This window comes from Achromobacter sp. E1, from assembly GCF_037039475.1.
Taxonomy (GTDB): domain Bacteria; phylum Pseudomonadota; class Gammaproteobacteria; order Burkholderiales; family Burkholderiaceae_B; genus Achromobacter; species Achromobacter mucicolens.
This window is the reverse complement of the sequence record NZ_CP146253.1, coordinates 5,430,902-5,450,299: the sequence shown is the minus strand read 5'-3', so window position 1 is coordinate 5,450,299 and position 19,398 is coordinate 5,430,902. Positions and strand designations below refer to the sequence as shown.

At 64.7% G+C, this 19,398-nt stretch carries 18 protein-coding genes; 7 read left to right on the top strand and 11 right to left on the bottom strand.

Annotated features, from left to right (window positions below; all coding sequences use genetic code 11):
- Window positions 1-322: 322 nt before the first annotated feature.
- On the bottom strand, window positions 323-1,231 hold the full coding sequence (locus tag V6V88_RS25115) for a permease-like cell division protein FtsX (RefSeq protein WP_063954607.1): 909 nt from the start codon (window positions 1,229-1,231) through the stop codon (window positions 323-325).
- Complete coding sequence (locus tag V6V88_RS25110; RefSeq protein ID WP_056320486.1) at window positions 1,228-1,983, bottom strand: ATP-binding cassette domain-containing protein; 756 nt, start codon at window positions 1,981-1,983, stop codon at window positions 1,228-1,230. Before V6V88_RS25110 ends, V6V88_RS25115 begins: the two co-directional genes overlap by 4 nt.
- A gap of 292 nt (window positions 1,984-2,275) precedes the next feature.
- Between V6V88_RS25110 and V6V88_RS25105 the strand changes: the two genes are divergently transcribed.
- The 5 genes from V6V88_RS25105 to V6V88_RS25085 all read left to right on the top strand — a co-directional run bounded on the left by V6V88_RS25105 (window position 2,276) and on the right by V6V88_RS25085 (window position 7,736).
- Window positions 2,276-3,292 (top strand): amino acid ABC transporter substrate-binding protein, encoded by a 1,017-nt coding sequence (locus V6V88_RS25105; protein WP_062841275.1) that lies wholly within the window; start codon window positions 2,276-2,278, stop codon window positions 3,290-3,292.
- A gap of 168 nt (window positions 3,293-3,460) precedes the next feature.
- Window positions 3,461-4,651: an amino acid ABC transporter permease gene (locus tag V6V88_RS25100; RefSeq protein ID WP_338616906.1), complete on the top strand. Its 1,191-nt coding sequence runs from the start codon at window positions 3,461-3,463 to the stop codon at window positions 4,649-4,651.
- Window position 4,652: 1 nt separating this feature from the next.
- The gene (locus tag V6V88_RS25095) at window positions 4,653-5,753 is read left to right on the top strand and encodes an amino acid ABC transporter permease (RefSeq protein ID WP_128829065.1); all 1,101 of its coding nucleotides are present in this window, start codon (window positions 4,653-4,655) and stop codon (window positions 5,751-5,753) included.
- Window positions 5,754-5,814: 61 nt separating this feature from the next.
- A complete protein-coding gene (locus V6V88_RS25090) occupies window positions 5,815-6,555 on the top strand; it encodes an amino acid ABC transporter ATP-binding protein (RefSeq protein ID WP_056320495.1) in 741 nt (246 codons plus the stop codon).
- A 164-nt stretch (window positions 6,556-6,719) separates the two neighbouring features.
- Entirely contained in the window at window positions 6,720-7,736 is a 1,017-nt protein-coding gene (locus V6V88_RS25085; RefSeq protein WP_338616904.1) for a tripartite tricarboxylate transporter substrate binding protein, read from the top strand.
- Between the two features lie 104 nt (window positions 7,737-7,840).
- Here the strand turns inward: V6V88_RS25085 and V6V88_RS25080 are convergent, their stop codons facing one another.
- Window positions 7,841-10,042: a TonB-dependent siderophore receptor gene (locus V6V88_RS25080; protein ID WP_338616902.1), complete on the bottom strand. Its 2,202-nt coding sequence runs from the start codon at window positions 10,040-10,042 to the stop codon at window positions 7,841-7,843.
- 77 nt (window positions 10,043-10,119) lie between these two features.
- Here V6V88_RS25080 and V6V88_RS25075 point away from each other — a divergent pair, with 77 nt between their 5' ends.
- Complete coding sequence (locus V6V88_RS25075) at window positions 10,120-11,139, top strand: AraC family transcriptional regulator (protein ID WP_338616900.1); 1,020 nt, start codon at window positions 10,120-10,122, stop codon at window positions 11,137-11,139.
- 42 nt (window positions 11,140-11,181) lie between these two features.
- On the opposite strand, the gene V6V88_RS25070 is transcribed toward V6V88_RS25075, so the two are convergent.
- The gene (locus V6V88_RS25070; RefSeq protein ID WP_338616898.1) at window positions 11,182-11,541 is read right to left on the bottom strand and encodes a hypothetical protein; all 360 of its coding nucleotides are present in this window, start codon (window positions 11,539-11,541) and stop codon (window positions 11,182-11,184) included.
- Between the two features lie 54 nt (window positions 11,542-11,595).
- Here V6V88_RS25070 and V6V88_RS25065 point away from each other — a divergent pair, with 54 nt between their 5' ends.
- Entirely contained in the window at window positions 11,596-11,958 is a 363-nt protein-coding gene (locus tag V6V88_RS25065) for a glyoxalase superfamily protein (RefSeq protein WP_056320535.1), read from the top strand.
- 10 nt (window positions 11,959-11,968) lie between these two features.
- Here the strand turns inward: V6V88_RS25065 and V6V88_RS25060 are convergent, their stop codons facing one another.
- From V6V88_RS25060 to V6V88_RS25030, 7 genes are all read right to left on the bottom strand, one after another.
- Window positions 11,969-12,661 carry an ABC transporter ATP-binding protein gene (locus tag V6V88_RS25060; RefSeq protein WP_280001213.1) on the bottom strand — a complete coding sequence of 231 codons (693 nt, stop codon included), beginning with the start codon at window positions 12,659-12,661 and terminating at the stop codon, window positions 11,969-11,971.
- Window positions 12,661-13,413, bottom strand: a complete 753-nt coding sequence (locus V6V88_RS25055; protein WP_062841269.1) for an ABC transporter ATP-binding protein — start codon at window positions 13,411-13,413, stop codon at window positions 12,661-12,663. The genes V6V88_RS25060 and V6V88_RS25055 overlap by 1 nt, the downstream gene beginning before the upstream one ends.
- Window positions 13,410-14,372 carry a branched-chain amino acid ABC transporter permease gene (locus tag V6V88_RS25050; RefSeq protein WP_280001240.1) on the bottom strand — a complete coding sequence of 321 codons (963 nt, stop codon included), beginning with the start codon at window positions 14,370-14,372 and terminating at the stop codon, window positions 13,410-13,412. Before V6V88_RS25050 ends, V6V88_RS25055 begins: the two co-directional genes overlap by 4 nt.
- 134 nt (window positions 14,373-14,506) lie before the next feature.
- On the bottom strand, window positions 14,507-15,421 hold the full coding sequence (locus V6V88_RS25045; RefSeq protein WP_081101063.1) for a branched-chain amino acid ABC transporter permease: 915 nt from the start codon (window positions 15,419-15,421) through the stop codon (window positions 14,507-14,509).
- Window positions 15,422-15,500: 79 nt separating this feature from the next.
- Window positions 15,501-16,679 carry an ABC transporter substrate-binding protein gene (locus V6V88_RS25040; protein ID WP_062841268.1) on the bottom strand — a complete coding sequence of 393 codons (1,179 nt, stop codon included), beginning with the start codon at window positions 16,677-16,679 and terminating at the stop codon, window positions 15,501-15,503.
- Between the two features lie 104 nt (window positions 16,680-16,783).
- Window positions 16,784-18,007 (bottom strand): 3-hydroxybenzoate 6-monooxygenase, encoded by a 1,224-nt coding sequence (locus V6V88_RS25035; RefSeq protein ID WP_062841267.1) that lies wholly within the window; start codon window positions 18,005-18,007, stop codon window positions 16,784-16,786.
- 17 nt (window positions 18,008-18,024) lie between these two features.
- Window positions 18,025-19,377, bottom strand: a complete 1,353-nt coding sequence (locus V6V88_RS25030) for an FAD-dependent oxidoreductase (protein WP_223573345.1) — start codon at window positions 19,375-19,377, stop codon at window positions 18,025-18,027.
- Window positions 19,378-19,398: the final 21 nt, after the last annotated feature.

Sequence of the window (19,398 nt, the reverse complement as noted above, 5' to 3'; positions counted from 1 at the left end):
ATGCGAGCGGAAGCGGTAATTGTGACAAAAAATGTACAAAAATGTCGCTTTATTCTTGCATATCCCGGCAGCGCTTGGAAGAAAACTGTGTAAATACGACCAAAGCGTCGTTTATTGGAACTTGTACCTGCGCCCCGCACGCAAACCGGCCCGCACGGATGGCAGGCAGTCATCGTACACAGGGCATTTGGGGGTCTTTCCCCGGATCACGGGGAGGAAGGGGCTTCAAACGGACCTTTAGACCCGCCGGCAGATAAGACACAGACGGCGGGCCGGGCGCGGACGGCAGTAGCTGAGGGGGCGGGCCCCCCTCGCGGCGGCGTCAGAACCGGGTGCTGCGCGTGACCGACCAGCGGGCAGACAGCGCACCGAGCGCGGCGGAGGCGACGACCGCGCCGATCAGGACGGGGGCGCCCGGCAGGTGCAGGGCGAACTCCGCCCCGTAGCTTCGGGCCAGTCCCAGCAGGGCCTCGTTCAGGGGCGACAGCGCGACCGCCGCGACGCCGATGGCCAGCAAGGATGCCAGGGCGCCGGACAGCGCGCCCAAGTAAAGGAACGGCCGCCGCACGAACGATTCGGTCGCGCCGACCAGCCGCGCCACGCCGATTTCCTCGCGTTGCGACAGCGCCTGCATGCGCACGGTGTTAAAGACCGTGGCCAGCACCACGACCGCCACGCACGCGGCCAGGAATCCCAGGCCGATCCGCGCGAAGCGCAGGATGGCTTCCAGCCGCTGAACCCAGGCGCTGTCCAGCTGGACGAGGTCCACGTGGTTCCATTGCTTCCAGGCCGAGGCCAGCGTGTCGGCGCGTCCGGCCAGGTTGTCGCCATCGGCCAGCGTGACGACGACCGCATCGGGCAGCGGATTGCCGGGCAGCACGGCCAGCGCCTCCTGCCAGGCGGGGTTGGCGCGCAGGTCGGCCAAGGCGCTTTCGCGGCCCACCACGCGCACGGCGCGCACGTCCTGCGGGTAGTCGTCCTTGATGCGCTTGGCCACGTCCGCGGCGGCGCCCGCCGGCGCGTCCACACGCATGAAGACGGTGACCTCCGGCGTGACGGACATTTCCCGCGCCACGGGTTGCACCGACACCAGGATGGCGCTGCCCAAGAGCGGCAGCGCCAGCGCCAGCGCCATGACCAACAGGTTGGCGAGCGAGGAGAAAGGTTGTTTGATCAGCCGGCGCAGCGTGACCAGCAGCGCGTAGCGATGTTGCCGCAGCCAGGCGTTCATGCGGACTCTCCCGGATGGCCAAGGCCTGGCTCGGTGCGGGCGGCGCGTGCCGGCGCAGCCTGTGCGGCCATGCCGTCCGTGGGGGTGGCGGGGCCGTGGGAGTCGGCAAACTTGCCCGGCTCGATCCGCAGGGTGCGGGTGGCGTAGCGCGCCATGAGTTCCTGGTCGTGCGAGGCGATCAGCGTGGTGACGCCGACGCGGTTGAAGTCGCGGAACACGTTCATGATGCGTTGCGCGTTGTCGTGGTCGAGGTTGGCGGTGGGTTCGTCCGCAATCAGGATGGCGGGCCGGTTGACGATGGCCCGGGCGATGGCCAGGCGCTGCTGCTCGCCGCCCGAAAGCTCGATCGGGTTGAGGTCTTCCTTGCCCGACAGTCCGACCTTGTCCAGGGCGGCGCGGGCGCGCGACGCGGCGGAATCCCAGGGATGGCCCTGGACCGCCAGCGGCAGCATCACGTTTTCGAACGCGCTTCGATCGAACAGCAGGTGCGTGTCCTGCAGGATGACGCCGACCGCGCGGCGCAGGTAGGGCCGGGCGCGCGCAGGCAGCTTGTCCAGCCGCTGCCCGTTCACCTGGATGGACCCCCGGCTGGCGGGCTCAAGACCGCCGATCAGCTTGAGCAGCGTGGACTTGCCGGCGCCGGACGGCCCCGATACGAAAACGAACTCTCCCGCGCTCACGCGGAAGTTGATGTCGGCCAGAATATTGCGGCCGCGACCATACGATTTGAATACGTGCTGGAATTCGATCATGGCGGCTGTCAGATGAAGCCGCCATAGTAACTCGGGGACAGTAAGGTGGCCTACATCTGTTGGCGCGGTCGGAACCTATGCGCATCATTCGGCCGGCTGAAACACATGTTCTTAAATCTGAAAGCGCGTCCCTGTTTTTAGTCAAAAACAGCGTTTCATTTCATCCAGTGTCCCTATATTTCAAGGGAATTCCCGGATGCGCCGCGTGCTTTTCGGACGCTACCATCCGCCCCATGCGTGGGCCCAACCCGGCCTTTGCTTTGGATTCGCTTCATCCCACACGGAGATCACGATGAAAGTACTGAAACTCGCTGCCATTGGCGCTGCCCTGTTCGCTGCATCCTCGGCTGCCAATGCGGGCGCAACCTTCGATAACGTCAAGAAGAAAGGGTTTGTCCAGTGTGGGGTTTCGACGGGCATCCCGGGGTTCTCCATCGCTGACAGCAAGGGCGAATACAAGGGTATCGACGTGGACATGTGCCGCGCCATCGCCTCGACCATGTTCGGCGACGCGACCAAGGTCAAGTTCACGCCCTTGAACACCCAGCAACGCTTCACCGCGCTGCAATCCGGCGAAGTCGACGTGCTGACCCGCAACACCACCGTCACGCTGACCCGTGACACGACGCTGGGCCTGATCGGCGTGGGCGTGAACTACTACGACAGCCAGGGCGTCATGGTCTCCAAGGACCTGAACGTCAAGAGCGCCAAGGAACTGAACGGCGCCACCATCTGCGTGCAGCCGGGCACCACCACCGAACTGAACCTCGCCGACTGGTTCCGCAGCCAGAAGATCGAATTCAAGCCGGTCGTGATCGACAAGTACGACGAAATCATCCGCGCCTTCTCGGCCGGCCGTTGCGATGCGTTCACGACCGACAAGTCGCAGCTCGCCTCGACCCGCACCACGCTCGAGAACCCGGACAAGTTCGTCATCCTGCCGGAAGACTTCTCGAAGGAACCGCTGGGTCCCATGGTGCGCCAGGGCGACGAGCAGTGGTTCAACATCGTGCGCTGGTCGCTGAACGCCATGCTGGAAGCCGAGGAATACGGCATCACCAAGGCCAACGTCGACGAAATGCTCAAGAGCCCCAATCCCAACATCCAGCGCATCCTGGGCGTGACCCCGGGCATGGGCAAGAACCTGGGCGTGGACGACAAGTGGGCCTACAACATCATCAAGAACGTGGGTAACTACGGCGAAAGCTTCGAAGCCACGCTGGGCAAGAACAGCGCGATGAAGCTGGAGCGCGGCTTGAACGCTTCGTACAAGCAAGGTGGCTTGATGTACGGCTGGCCGGTGCGCTGACGCGCGGCTGCCTGGCATGGCGGAGCACGGCTCTCCGTCATGCCTAGGGCCTGTCTGCACAGGACGTGTATTCTGGACAGGCCCTAACCCGCCTTCGGGCGGGCGGCAGAAGTGGGTGGCGCGGCTTTTCGGGCCTGCCACCCGGTGTCCGACTTCTGTAGATTCATCATGATGACTCCCAACAAAAACGCCCCGATTTCGGCACCCCCACGGCGTCTGAACTGGAACGATCCCGGCGTGCGCTCCGTGGTCTACCAGGTAATTGCGCTGACCGCGGTAGCCTGGGCCGTGTGGTTCCTGGTTTCAAACACGCTCCACAACCTGTCCGTGCGCAACATCGCCACGGGCTTCGGCTTCCTGAACCGCGAGGCGGGCTTTGCCATCGGCGAAACCGCCATCGCCTATTCCCCCTCTGACACTTACGGCCGAGCCATCGTGATCGGCCTGCTCAACACGCTGCGCGTCGCCGTCCTTGGCATCGTGCTGGCGACCATCCTGGGCACGCTCATCGGCATCGGCCGCCTGTCCAAGAACTGGCTCGTGGCCAAGATCACCTCTGTGTATGTCGAGGTGATGCGCAACGTGCCGCTGCTGCTGCAGCTCTTCTTCTGGTATGCGCTGATCACCGAGAACATGCCGGGTCCGCGCCAGGCGCACAATCCGCTGCCGGGCGTGTTCATTTCCAACCGCGGCCTGAAAGTGCCGGCGCTGGAAGGCAACTCGCTCGACTGGATGCTGGCCGGGCTGGGACTGGCGATCGTCGCGATCATCGTCCTGGGCCACTACGGCAAGAAACGCCATGAGGCCACCGGCCACATGTTCCCGCTGGGCCGCTGGGCCATCGGCCTCTTGATCGGGCTGCCGTTCATCGGCTGGCTGGTCAGCGGCGCGTCGCTGACGCTGGACATGCCGGCGCTCAAGGGCTTTAACTTCTCGGGTGGCCTGACGCTGTCGCCGGAATTCGCCGCGCTGCTGGCGGGTCTGGTGATCTACACATCGGCGTTCATTGCCGAAGTGGTGCGCTCGGGCATCCAGGCGGTCAGCAATGGCCAATGGGAAGCCGCGGGCTCGCTGGGCCTGCCGCGCTCGAAGGTGCTGCGCCTGGTGATCCTGCCGCAGGCGCTGCGCGTCATCATCCCCCCGATGACCAGCCAGTACCTGAACCTGACGAAGAACAGCTCGCTGGCCGTGGCCATCGGGTACCCCGACATCGTGTCGGTGGTGAACACGACGCTGAACCAGACGGGCCAGGCCATCGAGGGCATTCTCATCATCATGGGCGCGTACCTGACGGTCAGCCTGTCGATCTCGATCTTCATGAACTGGTACAACAAGCGCATCGCGCTGGTGGAGCGTTGATATGAGCAGCACTACGCATACCCCCAGCGAAGCCCTGCCGCCGCCCAGCAACCAGACCGGAGCCTGGGCGTGGCTCAGGACGCGCCTGTTCTCGTCGCCGCTGAACATCCTCATCACGGTGCTGCTCGCGTGGTTCCTGCTGATGTCGGTGCCGGCGCTGGTTGAATGGGCCTTCATCAAGGCCAGCTTCGACGCCACGAACGCGCAGGAGTGCCGCGCCGCCGGCGGCGCCTGCTGGGCGTTCATCATTGAAAAGCACCGGCTGATCCTGTTCGGCACCTATCCCTACGATGAACAATGGCGGCCGCTGATCGCCACCGTCATCCTGGTGGGCGTGATCGTCTGCAGCGGCATCCGCCGTTTCTGGAACTGGAAGCTTGCCGTCATCTGGACCGTGGGCCTGACGGCCGTGGCGCTGCTGATGTGGGGCGGCGTGTTCGGCCTGACCTACGTGGAAAACGCGCGTTGGGGCGGCCTGCCGCTGACGCTCATCCTGTCCACGTTCGGCATCGCCTTCGCGTTCCCGATCGGCGTGCTGCTGGCCTTGGGCCGGCGCTCGAAGATGCCGGCGATCAAGGCGCTGTGCGTCGTGTACATCGAGCTGATCCGCGGCGTGCCGCTCATCAGCCTGCTGTTCATGTCGTCGGTGATGCTGCCGTTGTTCCTGCCGGAAGGCTTTTCGATCGACAAGCTGCTGCGCGCGCAGATCGCAATCATCATGTTCGCCGCGGCCTACATCGCGGAAACGGTGCGGGGCGGTTTGCAGGCGATTCCGAAGGGACAGTACGAGGGCGCGGATTCGCTGGGCCTGAACTACTGGCAGCAGATGCGCAAGATCATTCTGCCGCAGGCGCTCAAGATCGTGATTCCGCCGCTGGTCAGCATCTTCATCGCGCTGTTCAAGGACACGTCGCTGGTGGTGATCATCGGCATTTTCGACCTGACGCTGGCGGCCAAGGCAGCCTTGTCCGATGCGGCATGGCGCGGATTCGGGGTGGAAGCGTACCTGTTCATTTCGCTGATCTACTTCGTCTTCTGCTTCTCCATGTCCAAATACAGCCAGGCGCTGGAAAAACGCCTGGCCACGGGTCACGCACGCTAGCAATTTGCCGCGCGTCCGCCGCCAGGCGGGCGCGCACCGCGATACTTACGGGAGTACAGGCATGTCGGATGCCATTATTCGTTTGCAGGACGTGAACAAGTGGTACGGCCAGTTCCACGTGTTGCGCAACATCAACCTGGACGTGGCGCCAGGCGAGCGCATCGTGGTGTGCGGACCCTCGGGTTCGGGCAAGTCCACGATGATCCGCTGCATCAACCGCCTTGAAGAGCACCAGAAGGGCCACATCATCGTGGACGGCACGGAGCTCACCAATGACCTGAAGCACATCGAGACGATCCGCAAGGACGTTGGCATGGTGTTCCAGCACTTCAATCTTTTCCCGCATCTGACGGTGCTGGAAAACCTGACGCTGGGACCCATGTGGGTGCTCAAGAAGCCGCGCGCGGAAGCGGAAGCCACCGCAATGAAGTACCTGGAGCGCGTGCGCATTCCGGAGCAGGCCAAGAAGTTTCCGGGCCAGCTGTCGGGCGGCCAGCAGCAGCGCGTGGCGATCGCGCGGTCGCTGTGCATGAACCCCAAGATCATGCTGTTCGATGAGCCGACGTCGGCGCTGGATCCGGAAATGGTGAAGGAAGTGCTGGACGTGATGGTGAGCCTGGCCCAGGAAAGCGGCATGACGATGATCTGCGTGACGCACGAAATGGGTTTTGCGCGCAAGGTCGCGAACCGCGTGATCTTCATGGACCGCGGCGAGATCATCGAACAGAACACCCCGGACGAGTTCTTCGACAACCCGCAGAACGAACGGACCAAGCTCTTCCTGAGCCAGATCCTGCACTGATCGCGCGCTGATCCGCCAAACCGCCTTCGGGCGGTTTTTCTTTGGGCGGCGTTCGGCAAACCCGGGAAGTCGGGGGCATATTCCAGGTATCCCTTTGTTACGGCAGCCACGTGCGTGGGGTATGCTACTGACCGCCATTGATTACAGAGTGAGGAGAACACACCATGACGAATACCCCCCGCAGCGCGATGCGCCGCGCCCTGTTGCAAGGCGCCGTGGCGCTGGCCGCAACCCTGCCTTTCGGCGCCCCGGCGCTGGCGCAGGCAGCTGACTTCCCGACCAAGCCGATCCGTTTCGTGGTGCCTTACCCGCCCGGCGGGCCGCTGGATACGATGGCGCGCATGCTGGCGGAAAAGGTGCGCGGTTCGCTGGGTCAGCCGGTGATCGTGGAAAACCGTTCGGGCGCGGGCGGCAATATCGGCGCGGACCTGGTGGCCAAGGCGCAGCCTGACGGCTACACGCTGGTGATGGGCGCGGTGGCAACGCACGCGATCAATCCGTGGCTTTTCGCCAACCTGCCGTACGACCCGGTGAAGGATTTTGCGCCGGTGACGATCGTGGCGGCGGTGCCGAACGTGCTGGTGATGAATCTGGAGTTCGCGCAGAAGAACAAGATCGAGACGCTGGCGGACTTGATCGAATACGCAAAGAAGAATCCGGGCAAGCTGAATTACGGTTCGGGCGGCAATGGCAGCGCGGGCCACCTGTCGGGCGAGCTGCTGAAAGCGCGGGCCGGCATCAATGTGGAGCACATCCCCTACCAGGGCGCGGCGCCGGCGCAGTTGGCGCTGCTGTCGGGCCAGTCGGACTTCATGTTCGACAATCTGGCGGCGTCGGCGCCGCTGATCAAGGACGGCAAGGTGAAGGCGCTGGCGGTGACGACGGCCAAGCGCTCGTCGCTGCTGGCTGACGTGCCGACCGTCGAGGAATCGGGCGTGAAGGGTTTTGACCTGGGCACGTGGTTCGGGGTATTCACGACGGGCGGCACGCCGGCGCCGGTGGTGGCCAAGCTGAACAAGGCCTATGCCGAGGCGATGGGGCAGGCGGATGTGAAGCAGCGTCTGCTGACGATGGGCTCCGAAGCGGGCGCGATGACGCCTGAAGCGTTTGCTGATTTTGTGAAGGCCGAGAAGGCGAAGTATCAGGAGATCGTGAAGATTTCGGGTGCCAGCTTGAATTGAGGTTTGTAGCGGCGGGCGTCCTTGACCGGGTGCCTGTCGTGATGGAATGTGAACGCCCGTCAGGAGTCTTCCTGGCGGGCGTTTGGTTTTCGGGCTGCCGGCCTTTACCAGCGGTATCGCAGCGTGGCCATCACCGTGCGTTCCGCGCCCCAATAGCAGCTGACCGCCGTGCCCAGGCAATTGGCGACGTAGCGTTTGTCAAAGAGATTGGAGACGTTCAAGGCGATTTGCGCGCCCGCGAGTGCAGGACTGGCGCGTCCAAGGTCGTAGCGGATGGCGGCATCGACCAGGGTCACGGCGGGAATGGCGTAGTTGTTGTTCAGGTCGCCATAGAAGCCGCCCCGGTACGTCACGCCGGCACCCACGCCCACGCCTTGCAATGGGCCATCGCGCAGGGTGTAGTCGGCCCACAGCGCGGCCTGGTGGCGCGGCACGAAGTTCAGCTGATTGCCGCGCTGCGCAGGGTTGTTGCTCTTGGTGATCTCGCTGTCGCTGAGCGCATACGACATCGTCAGATCCAGGCCGTTGTCGAAACTGGCCTTGCCCTCCAGCTCGAGGCCCTGCACCTGAACCTGGCCGGTCTGCACGACAAAGCTGGTATTGACCGGGTCGGGGGTGCTGACGTTGTTCTGGTTGATCTGGAACGCCGACAGCGTCACGAAGCTGGCGTAGCCGCTCGGCTGGAACTTGATGCCGGCTTCGTACTGCTCACCAGTCGTCGGCTTGAGGGGTGAGCCGTCGCGGGTGACGCCGGTCACGGGCTGAAATGACGTGGAATAGCTTAGATAGGGCGCCAGGCCGTTGTCGAAGCGATACGTGACGCCGAGCCGCCCGGTAAAACGGTTGGCATCGGCATCGCGCGAGGTCCATGACCATTGCCCGGCGCTGCCGCGCGCGCCGGTATCGGTGGTGCCTTCGGTCCAGTCGTAGCGGCCCACAAGCGTGAACAGCAACCGGTCAAGTTCGATCTGGTCCTGCGCGTACACGCCCAACTGGTTGCGCGTCATGTTGATCTTGGTGGCCGTGGGCGGACGCGTCACCGGCGTTCCGTAGTCAGGGCTGAACACATCGAATAGCGGCGAGGCCGGGGGCAGCATCAGCCCCAGGCTGCTTTCGTTGTAGCGCGATTTTTCGCGCAGGTAATCCAGGCCAAAAGTGAGGTCGTGGCGTGTCGGGCCCGCCGTGAACTTGGCGTTCACCTGGTTGTCGACCTGGAACGCATGCGATGTCTCGGGGAAGGCCCACGCGTAACGGATCGCCTCGGTATCCGACACCATGGCGCCGATCTGCACGCGGCGGGTGTTCGTGTCCACGTTGGTATAGCGCGCGCTCTGCCGCACGCTCCAGGTATCGTTCAGGCGGTGATCCAGCGTATAGCCGACCATGGCCTGTTCGTTGGTAAAGATGTCGTAACCCGGTTCGCCGACGAAGCGATCGCGCGGAATGTAGCCCGCGCTGCTCTTTTCCAGCGTTCCGACCACCGGCAGCACGGGCGCGCCGCCGCCGCCGTGGCTGGTGATCTTCTGGTACTGCAGAGTGAGGTTAAGACTGGTGTCCGAGGATGGCCGCCAGGTAAAGCTGGGCGCAATGAACTGGCGTTCATCGTCGACGTGCTGGTACTGCGTATCGCTGTCGCGCAAGGTGCCGGTCAGGCGATAAAGAAACTTTCCTTCGTCATCCGCCGGGCCGGAAAAGTCGAAGGACCCCTGGTAGCGGTTGAAGCTGCCCGCCTGCAGGACCACTTCATTGAAGGGTTCGGGGGTGGGGCGCTTGCTGGTCATGTTGACCAGTCCGCCCGGAGCGCTTTGGCCGTACAGGCCGGAGGACGGTCCTTTCAGGATCTCTATCCGTTCCAGGCCATAGGTGTCGATGCGCGGCTGGGCATATCCACGTGCGCCAAAGGGCAGCAGCAGACCGTCCAGGTAGCGCGCCGGGGTAAAACCGCGGATGGTGAGCCAGTCATAGCGCACGTCGCTGTCGCCATACTGGGCGAAGACGCCGGGCGTGTAGCGAACGGCCTGCGCCAGCGAGGTGACTCCTCGCTGGTCCATTTCATTGCGGGTGATGACGTTGATGGTCTGCGGCGTGTCGATCAGGGCAGCGTCCGACTTGGTGCCGGACCGGCTGCGCGTGGCGACAAACTCGGCGCCGGAGGTGGGCGACGCGTCGCTGGCGCCTTGCACCACGACCGGCGACAGCGTGGAGACATCGGCGGCCGGCGGGGGGGCGGGTTGTGCCGCGACGGAGGCGGACGCCGCAAGGGCTGCGAGCAATGCCGTCGGCAACGGCTTGAGGGAGAAGGACACAGCGGTTACCACCTGATCAATTTATAATTAACAAGAATCATTCCTATGCAACAGCATGATTCCAGAAGCGCCGCCGGATGTCTGACGATTTTGCGGCGCCCATTGACGGTTTTGCTGCGCTCAGCGCAATCGCGCCTGTTCCCATGTCCACTGTGCTCTCGCTCGACCCGTATACCGCCCCAGCCAAGCCTCACGAATGGTGGCGTGGAACATTGCCGACGGTGCCCGCGACGCAAGACTGGGAAAACGTCATCCAGTGCGTGGTGCGCGTGGAGGAAGGCGTCAGCGTGGTGGTGCTGGACGGCTGCGCATCAAGGGCGCTGATGATTCCGGCGCCCGGCGCACCGGTGTTCGGCATGCAGGTATGGCTGGAGGGCGACGCCATGCTGGCGTTGGAAGGCGGCAAACCCTTGAAAGTGTCCGGGGGAACGGCGCTGCTGTTCAACCACGAGAAACCGGTCGGTTGGACAACGCATGTTTATGCGAAACGGCGAGTCCGGATGCTGGATATCCGCTACACCCCCGAGGCGCTGGCGCGTGCAGGCGACTCGGCGCCCATCGCCTTGCTGACACAACGGTTTCGCCACGACGTCAGTGTGCCGAGCCACGGATCGCTGGTGGCAACACTGGATGCGCCAGCCAGCCTGCTGACCCTTGCCAGCGAAGTTTCCCGTGACGCGCCGGCCGCTCCGGAAGCTCGCCGGATCTGGTATCGCGCCAAATCGCTCGAGATGTTGGCAGCCTTCGTACAACTGCTTTCAGCGCCGCCAGTGCTGCAAGGGCCGGCGGCCGAGGAGCGCCGGCAAGTGCAGCAAGCCTGCCGGCTGTTGCGCGAACGATGCTCGGAGCATTGGCCGCCGGGTCGCGTTGCGCGAATGGTGGGTTTGTCCGAAAGACGTCTTCAGGAACTGATGCGGGAGAACGTCGGCCGTTCGGTTCACGCCTACCTGAGCGACGTGCGGCTGATGCGCGCCTCTGAACTGCTGCGAAGCGGCATGAGCGTGACGCAGGTGGCCGGCGATCTGGGTTACTCAAGCCTCAGTCATTTCAGCAAGATCTTCAAGGCGCGATATGGCGCCTCGCCTCGGTCCTGGTAAAGCAGAATCCGCGTCACCAGAATCTCGACGAACCGCCGCGCATCACCACTGCGGGCCGTTGATCAGCCATTGCATCATCGACTGCAGCGTCTTTCTGTCATAGTCCCCATCGGTAAGCCGATACTGTTCCGGATCGCGATTCACCCACGAGTCCGTCACCACCCAATCCTCGCCATCCTGCTCCAGCCGCAGCGCGTAGATCCAATTGCCTGTCCAGCTCCGATGCAGGCGCAGCCAGCCTTCGTGCAGGTAGATGAACCACTTGTCCTCCATCTCCCGCGGAATGACGCCTTGCCGCAGGCGCTCGTACTCATTGGCGGTGTAGCGGGCCTGAAAGTTCAAGGGTTCGCGTTGTGCGGGGGCGGGCAGGTGTTTCCAGGAGTCGGGCGTGGCAATGGGCATCTTGGGGCTTGTGGTCTATGCTGGGTTTATTCCACATCCTATCAAGGACCCGCCATGCACCTGCAAGCCGCGATTCCGATTCTGCGCATTTTCTCAGTGGAAAAGGCGCGCGATTTCTATCTGGATTTTCTGGGGTTCACCTGGGATTGGGAGCATCGCTTTGAAGCGGGCTTTCCGCTGTATGCGCAGGTGCATCGGGACGATCTGGTGCTGCACTTGTCGGAGCATCACGGCGATGCGACGCCGGGATCGGCGGTGTTTGTGCGGATGCAGGGCGTGGATGCGTTTCACGCTGAGGTCAGCGCGAAGCAGTACGCCTACATGCGGCCTTGCGTGGAAGAAATGCCGTGGGGGCGCGTGATGGCGGTGATCGATCCGTTTGGCAACCGGTTGAGCTTTTGCGAGTCGCAGGATTAGCGGCGTGCGATTACACACCCAGGTAGCGGTGCGCCAGTTCGGGTTGCGCGGCCAGTTCGGCGGGGCTGCCTTGCCAGACGACGCGGCCCTTTTCCAGGACGTGGTGGCGGTCGACCAGGGTGGCCATTTCCTTGAGGTTCTTGTCTATCACCAGAATGGTCTGGCCTTCTTCCTTCAAGCGGCGCAGGCAGTTCCAGATTTCCTGGCGGATGAGCGGTGCGAGGCCTTCGGTGGCTTCGTCCAGGATGAGCAGGCGCGGGTTGATGAGCAGGGCGCGGCCGACGGCCAGCATCTGTTGTTCGCCGCCCGAGAGGGTGCGGGCCGATTGGGTGCGGCGCTCTTTCAGGCGCGGGAAGAGGTCGAAGACGCGGCCGACGTGCCAGCCGGCGCGGGTGTTGCGGGCGGTGGCGATGAGGTTTTCTTCGACCGATAGCGACCCGAAGACGCGGCGGCCTTCGGGGACGAGGCCGATGCCGAGTTGGGCGATGCGGTGCGGCGCCATGCCATTGATGGGTTTGCCGTCGAGCAGGATGCTGCCGCCCTGTGCGGGCAGCATGCCCATGAGGGTTTTGACGGTGGTGCTTTTGCCCATGCCGTTGCGGCCGATCAGGGAGACGACCTGGCGCGGTGCGATGTTCAGGTCGACGCCGAAAAGCACTTTGCTCGCGCCGTAGCCGCCTTGCAGTTGTTTGACTTGCAGCATCAGTTTTCCTCGCCCAGGTAGGCGGCGCGCACGTCGGGATGGCGTCGCACCTCGTCGGGTGTACCGGTGAAGATCGTCTTGCCGTAGACCAGCACGGTGACGCGATCGGCCAGCGCGAAGACGGCGTCCATGTCGTGTTCGACCAGCAGGATGGCGTAGCGGCCCTTCAGGGTCTGGAGCAGGGCGGTCATGCGTTGCGATTCCTCGGCGCCCATGCCGGCCATGGGTTCGTCCAGCAGCAGCACGGTCGCGTTCAGCGACAGCGCCATGGCCAGTTCAAGCTGGCGCTTTTCGCCGTGCGCCAGCGCCGAGACGCGCACGCCGGCGCGGTCGCCGAGGCCGACGCGTTCGAGGGCGTCGCGCGCGGGCTCGCGCAGCCGCGCCATGCGCCGGGCGTTGCGCCAGAGGTTGAAGCCGCCGGGGCTATGCGCCTGCACGGCCATGGCGACGTTGTCTTCGGCGGTGAAGTCGGGATAGAGCTGGCTGATCTGAAAGGAACGGGCCAGTCCGGCGGCGGGGCGCTTGTGGGCGGGCATGCGCGTGATGTCGCCGCCGTCGAGCCAGATACTGCCGGCGTCGGGCAGGATCTCGCCGCTGATCTGTGACAGCAGGGTGGTCTTGCCCGCGCCGTTGGGGCCAATGAGGGCGTGCAGTTCACCGGGCCGCACGGCCAGGTTGACGTCCTGCGTGGCGTGCACGGCGCCAAAGGATTTCTGCAGGCCGCGGATTTCCAGTTTGGGGTGTGACGTCATTGCTTGCCTCCCGCCAGCCAGCCGTATACGCCGCGCTTGCCAAAGAGCACGACCAGGACCAGCACGGGTCCCAGGATCAGCATCCAGTGCTCGGTCCAGCCGGTGGCGACCTGTTCCAGGCCCAGGTAAACGGCCACGCCGAGCACGGGACCGAAGATGGAGCCCATGCCGCCCAGGATGACCATGGCCATGAGTTCGCCCGACTTCTGCCAGGCCGACATGTCGGGGCTGACGAAAAGCGCGTAGTTGGCCCACAGCGCGCCCGCCAGTCCGGTGCCGGCTGCCGACAGCACGAATGCAGTGAGGCGGTAGCGCAGCGGCGCGAGTCCCAGCCCGATGCTGCGGCGCGGGTTTTGCTTGATGCTCTGCAGGGCCATGCCGAAGGGCGAATTGACGATGCGCCGGCACACGATGATCCACGCAGTCATGAGCGCCAGGCAGACGTAGTAGAAGGTGGACGGGTCGTTCAGGTTCAGGCCGGGCAGCGTGTTGCGCGCGTCGATGGACAGGCCGTCGTCGCCGCCGTAGATCATGAGCCCGACAAGGATGAAGTACAGCATCTGTCCGAACGCCAGCGTGATCATGATGAACTGCACGCCCGAGGTGCGCAGCGACAGAAAGCCGACCACCAGGCCCAGCAGGGCGGCTACGGCGACGGCCAGGGGCCACATGACCAGCGCGGCGTTGCTGCCGCTCCAGCCGAACAGCGTCTCGCCCTGGTTCACGTGGAAGGCGGCGATGCCGATGACGTAGCCGCCCAGGCCAAAGAACGCGGCATGGCCGAAGCTGACCATGGCGCCGTAGCCCAGGATCAGATCCAGACTGACGGCGGCGATGGCGTAGATGAGAAAGCGCGTCATGAGGTTGACGAGAAAGCTCTCGCCGGTGGCCGATGCGATGGCCGGCACCAGCACGAAGAGCAGCAGCCCGATGGTGTTGACGATGACGCTGCGGGTGATGCGCGGCCTGCCTGTGGAGCAGGTGTCTGACACCCCCGATGCACGGTCGTGGCATGCGGCGTTTGCGTCCCGGGTGTCAGACACCGGGGCAATTGCGGCAGACGGTGGAATTGATCTGGTCATGAATATCTTTCCTAGCGCTGGGCTGGCACCAGTCCGCGCGGCTTGAACAGCAGCACGATGGCCATCAGGATGTAGATGCTGGCGGACACGAGACTGGAGCTGGCCGAGTCCGACAATTCCGGCGGCAGCAGGCGCGACATCCAGAAGGGGATGTAGGCGCGCCCCAGCGCGTCGGTCATGCCGATCATCAGCGAGCCCACCAGCGCGCCGCGCACGGAGCCCACGCCGCCCACCACGATGACGACGAAGGTGGTGATGAGGATGCGTTCGCCCATGCCGATCTCCACGGCCAGCAGGGGCGCGGCCATGACGCCGGCGAAGCCGCAGAGCAACGCGCCCAGTGTGAAGATCAGGGTAAACAGACGCTGGATGTTCACGCCCAGCGCATCGACCATTTCGCCGTCGTCGGCGCCCGCGCGCACCAGCATGCCGACCCGCGTGCGCGAGATCAGCAGCCACAATCCCAGCGCAACGAGCGCGCCGGCGCCAATGAAGGCCAGCCGCATGATGGGATAGTTCAGGCCGGGCAGGAGCGCGACGGATCCTGACAAGAAAGGAGGAATGTCCATGAACGGCGGGCTGCGGCCAAACAGCACGGTGACCAGTTCATTGGTGAAGAGCGTCAGCCCCAGTGTGGCCAACACCTGATCCAGGTGATCGCGCCGGTACAGATGACGGATGACCAGCAGCTCGATCACCAGGCCGTACAGCGCCGCGCCCGCCAGCGCGGCCAGCAGCGCGGCCGCGAACGATCCGGTGGACGCCGCCGCGCTGGCGGCGCAGAACGCGCCCACCATGTAGAAAGAGCCGTGCGTCAGGTTGATGACGTTCATGATGCCGAACACCAGCGTCAATCCGGCCGACAACAGAAACAGCAAGGCGCTGTATTGCAGGCCGTTCAGGACCTGCTCCAGGAACATCAGCATTGCGACTCCTTCTTGGGAGCGTCCGTGTAGTGAGGCTGCGCGGCGCCGGTAAGCCCGGTGCCGCGCAGCCCGTGCCGCGTCATTGCATCTTGCAGTCGGCCGCGTGCACGTCGGTGTGGTCGCGCGCCAGCACCTTCAGGTTCTTGTAGACCAGCTTGCCGTCGGGACCCGCTTCGATGTGCAGCAGATACCAGTCCTGGATGGGGTGCTGGTTCGAGCCGAACTTGAACTTGCCCCGCACGCTGGGAAAGTCGGCGCGCCGCAGGGCGTTGCGAAAGTCGTCGGGCTTGCCGGTGATGTCGCCATTCACGGCTTTCAATGCGGAGCCGATCAGGTTGGCGGTGTCGTAGGCCTGGGCCGCGTACGCGGTGGGCGGGCGGTTGTAGGCCTTGGTGAAGGCGTCGACGAAGTGCTTGCTCTGCGGATTGTCCAGGTCGGCGCTCCACAGCGAGCTCAGGTAAAAGCCCTTGCCGGCGGTGCCGGTGGCAGCCAGCATGCGGTCGTCCATCGAGTAGATGGGCGTGATCATCTTGATCTTGTCGGCCAACCCGGAATTGGCGAATTGCTTGGTCAGGTTGATGCCCGCGCCGCCCGGATGAAACTGAAAGATGGCATCGGGGTTGAGCGAGCGGATGCGCGCCAGTTCCACCGAGAAGTCGGCCTGTTCGAGCTTGGTGTAGATCTCGTCGGCGATCTCTCCCTTGTAGGTGCGCTTGAATCCGGCAATGGCGTCGCGCCCGGCCTGGTAGTTCGGGGCCATGATGACGACGCGCTTGGCGCCCAGTTCGTTGGCGGCCATGCCGGCGGTGTCGGCGTACGAGTCGTTCTGGAACGCCACGGCGAAGTAGTTGGGATTGCAGGCCTTGCCGGCGTAGTTGGAGGGGCCGGCGTTCAGGCTGACATAGAAGCCGCCGGCGTTCAGCACGGTGGGGCCGACGGCGGCCATCACGTTCGAGAAGTTGATGCCGGTGAACAGGCGCACGCCGCCCTGCACCATCTTGTCGGCGATCTGCTTGGCGTTGGCGGGCTTGAGCGCATCATCTTCCACGCGCACGTTGACCGGCACGCCGCCCAGCTTGCCGCCGCCTTCCTTGACGGCCAGCATGAAGGCGTCGCGCTCGTCCTCGCCGATGTATCCGGCGGGCGTGGACAGGGTGCCGATGAAACCGATGTCCACCGGTTTGGGCTGCGCGCTGGCCGCGTACGAGGCCAATGACAGCATGACGGCGGCGGCGCCGCGGATGGTGCTTTTGTGCATGGTTGTCTCCTCTGGTGCTTTTCTTGCACTCGTGCTTGTTGTGCTGCGCTGTGTTGATACCGCTTGCCCTGCTGTTTCCTGTCCTGCTGCTTGGCTATCTGTTGTTATTGCGGCGGCTTGGCCGCCAGGCAGTTCTCCACTTTCCACCCGTACAGCCACTGCAACGCGTCGTAGAACTGGGACTGGCTGCGCCCCGTCCACAGCATGTTGCGCACGGTGCGCTCCACGCCGCGCGCGTGATAGAGCCTGCCCATCTCTCGCGTGGACCACACCACGCGCGCGCTGCGCGGAATGCGCACCGATTCGTACAGCCGGAAGGCGGCCGGCAGGTCGTGATCGCACTGCCGGATCGCCTCGCCCAGCGTCACGGCGTCTTCCAGCGCCATGCAGGCGCCCTGGGCCATGTATTGCGTCATGGGGTGGGCGGCGTCGCCCAGGATCGTGACGCGCCCCTGGCCCCACTCTTCCACGGGTTCGCGATCGGCGGTGGCCCAGCGTTTCCACGAGGTTGGCCGGTCCAGCATCTGGTGCGGGGTCGGGTGGATGCCCTGGAAGTAGGACAGCACCTCGTCCTTGCTGCCTTCGCGCACGCCCCATTCCTCTTTTTCGCGGCTATGGAAGGTGACGACCAGGTTGTATTGCTGGCCGCCGCGCAAGGGGTAGTGCACCAGATGGCAGTGCGGACCGGCCCACAGCACGGGCGCGTTGATGCGCAGCTCTCGCGGCATGTTGTCCTGTTCGACCACGGCGCGATAGACGACGTGGCCCGTTACGCGCGCCGGGTCGCCCACCATGCGCTCGCGGATCACGGACTTCACGCCGTCCGCGCCCACCACGGCGTCGGCGCGGTAGCGGTTGCCCTGCGTGTCCACCACCTCCACGCCGTGTTCGTCCTGCGACATGCTGGCGATCTGCGTGGACGTGCGGAACTGGATCAGCGGGTCCTGCTGCACGGCCTCCAGGATCGACAGGTGGATGTCGGCACGATGGATGACCGCGTAAGGGCCGCCAAACCGCGCGCGGAACGCCTCGCCGGTGTCGATGCGCACGACCTCCTTGGCGTCCACGGCATCCATCATGATGATGTGATCGGTAAAGACGGCCCGCTCGCGCGCCGTGCGGCCCACGCCCAGGGCGTCGAGCGCCGCGAACGCATTGGGCCCGAGCTGGATGCCCGCGCCGATCTCGCCGATATGCGCTGCCTGTTCCAGCAGTTGAACCGCGATGCCCTGCCGCGTCAGCGCCAGCGCGGCGGCCAGGCCGCCGATGCCGCCGCCCACGACGATCACGGTTTGCGTTTTGGGCTTTGCAGCCTGGTTTTGCGTCATGTCGGAATCCCCCGGGATCAGTCCTGGCCGCCCAGGAAGGCGCCCTGCTTTTTCAATTGCGCCTGCAGCGCAGGGATGGATACGTCGCCGGGCGCAATGCCGTCGCGTAGCGCCATTGCGGATGCGGTGCCCGCGGCCTCGCCCATGACGAAGCAGCTGCCGCTTACGCGCGCGGCCGATTGGCCTTCGTGCGTCATGGAGGCGCAGCGGCCCGCCACCAGCACGTTGTCGGCCACGCCCGGGCCGCGCCGGGGCACCATCATGCGAAACGGCAGCTGGTTGTAGCCGCGCGACTCCGGAATCGGCGGCCACATCCATTTGACGTCGCCGGCGGTGTGCATCTCCAGCGGCCAGCCATTGACGCCGATGCTGTCGGGAAAGTCGGCGCAACCCAGCACGTCTTCCTTGCTGAGTACCGCCTCGCCGACGATGCGGCGAGTTTCGCGAATGCCAAGCTGCGGTGCGATGTCCAGCACATAGGCCTGTTCGAAGCCCGGCACCTTGGCGCGCAGGAAAGCCAGGTAGTTCATGATCTGCCGGCGGCCTTCAAGCTCGCCTGCCGACAGCGAATCCGCGTCGGTGCCGTCGGCCGCGCTGCCGTCGGCGTTGGCCAGCTGCGTGACGTTCACGCGCCATTCGTAATCGTGCTTTTGCGGGCGCACGATGGCGCCCTTGCGCGGAAAGGTGAACTCGCCGCTGGCCGTGGCCTCGTCCATCAGCGCCGGAATGGTCTTCCAGGCTTCCTGCGCCCGCGCGCCGTCGACATTGCCCACCTTGAACATCAGTGTGGGATACAGCATGTGGCCGTGCGCATCGCCCTTTTCAAACGGCAGGCCGCCCCATTGCGCGATATCGGCGTCGCCCGAGCAGTCGATGAAGATGTTTGCGCGCACGGCGCAGCGGCCGGATTTGGTTTCCAGGAACAGGGCGTCCACGCGGCCCTGGCCGTCACGCGCGACGCCGGTGGCCAGCGCGTGAAACAGCACCTGCGCACCGCTGGCCTGCACCAGGCCGTCGGCCGCGCATTTGAACGCCGAGATGTCGTAGGCCTGCGCGTGGATCTTGCCCAGGATCAGATGCGGGTCGTTCAGCCCGTCCATCGCGCGCATGCGGTCGAGCAGGTCGTCGGTCATGCCGTGCACCACCTGCCGTATGTCGCCATGAATGTTGGCGTGCAGGCCGCAGAAGTTGGACACGCCGGCAGCGGTGCCCATGCCGCCCAAGAATCCATAGCGCTCCACCAGCAGCACGCTGGCGCCATTGCGCGCGGCGCTGGCGGCCGCCAGCACGCCGGCCGGGCCGCCGCCCAGGACGACGACCTCGTACTCGCCATAAAGCGGCACCTGGCGGGCGGGTTCGGTGATGACCATCTGACTCTCCTTGCTTGTTGC

What these genes read in the sequence shown, in the direction of transcription:
- V6V88_RS25115 (WP_063954607.1), bottom strand. Translation starts at nt 1,231, where the DNA reads ATGAACGCCTGGCTGCGGCAACATCGCTACGCGCTGCTGGTCACGCTG.
- V6V88_RS25110 (WP_056320486.1), bottom strand. Translation starts at nt 1,983, where the DNA reads ATGATCGAATTCCAGCACGTATTCAAATCGTATGGTCGCGGCCGCAAT.
- V6V88_RS25105 (WP_062841275.1), top strand. Translation starts at nt 2,276, where the DNA reads ATGAAAGTACTGAAACTCGCTGCCATTGGCGCTGCCCTGTTCGCTGCA.
- V6V88_RS25100 (WP_338616906.1), top strand. Translation starts at nt 3,461, where the DNA reads ATGATGACTCCCAACAAAAACGCCCCGATTTCGGCACCCCCACGGCGT.
- V6V88_RS25095 (WP_128829065.1), top strand. Translation starts at nt 4,653, where the DNA reads ATGAGCAGCACTACGCATACCCCCAGCGAAGCCCTGCCGCCGCCCAGC.
- V6V88_RS25090 (WP_056320495.1), top strand. Translation starts at nt 5,815, where the DNA reads ATGTCGGATGCCATTATTCGTTTGCAGGACGTGAACAAGTGGTACGGC.
- V6V88_RS25085 (WP_338616904.1), top strand. Translation starts at nt 6,720, where the DNA reads ATGACGAATACCCCCCGCAGCGCGATGCGCCGCGCCCTGTTGCAAGGC.
- V6V88_RS25075 (WP_338616900.1), top strand. Translation starts at nt 10,120, where the DNA reads ATGTCTGACGATTTTGCGGCGCCCATTGACGGTTTTGCTGCGCTCAGC.
- V6V88_RS25070 (WP_338616898.1), bottom strand. Translation starts at nt 11,541, where the DNA reads ATGCCCATTGCCACGCCCGACTCCTGGAAACACCTGCCCGCCCCCGCA.
- V6V88_RS25065 (WP_056320535.1), top strand. Translation starts at nt 11,596, where the DNA reads ATGCACCTGCAAGCCGCGATTCCGATTCTGCGCATTTTCTCAGTGGAA.
- V6V88_RS25060 (WP_280001213.1), bottom strand. Translation starts at nt 12,661, where the DNA reads ATGCTGCAAGTCAAACAACTGCAAGGCGGCTACGGCGCGAGCAAAGTG.
- V6V88_RS25055 (WP_062841269.1), bottom strand. Translation starts at nt 13,413, where the DNA reads ATGACGTCACACCCCAAACTGGAAATCCGCGGCCTGCAGAAATCCTTT.
- V6V88_RS25045 (WP_081101063.1), bottom strand. Translation starts at nt 15,421, where the DNA reads ATGCTGATGTTCCTGGAGCAGGTCCTGAACGGCCTGCAATACAGCGCC.
- V6V88_RS25040 (WP_062841268.1), bottom strand. Translation starts at nt 16,679, where the DNA reads ATGCACAAAAGCACCATCCGCGGCGCCGCCGCCGTCATGCTGTCATTG.
- V6V88_RS25035 (WP_062841267.1), bottom strand. Translation starts at nt 18,007, where the DNA reads ATGACGCAAAACCAGGCTGCAAAGCCCAAAACGCAAACCGTGATCGTC.
- V6V88_RS25030 (WP_223573345.1), bottom strand. Translation starts at nt 19,377, where the DNA reads ATGGTCATCACCGAACCCGCCCGCCAGGTGCCGCTTTATGGCGAGTAC.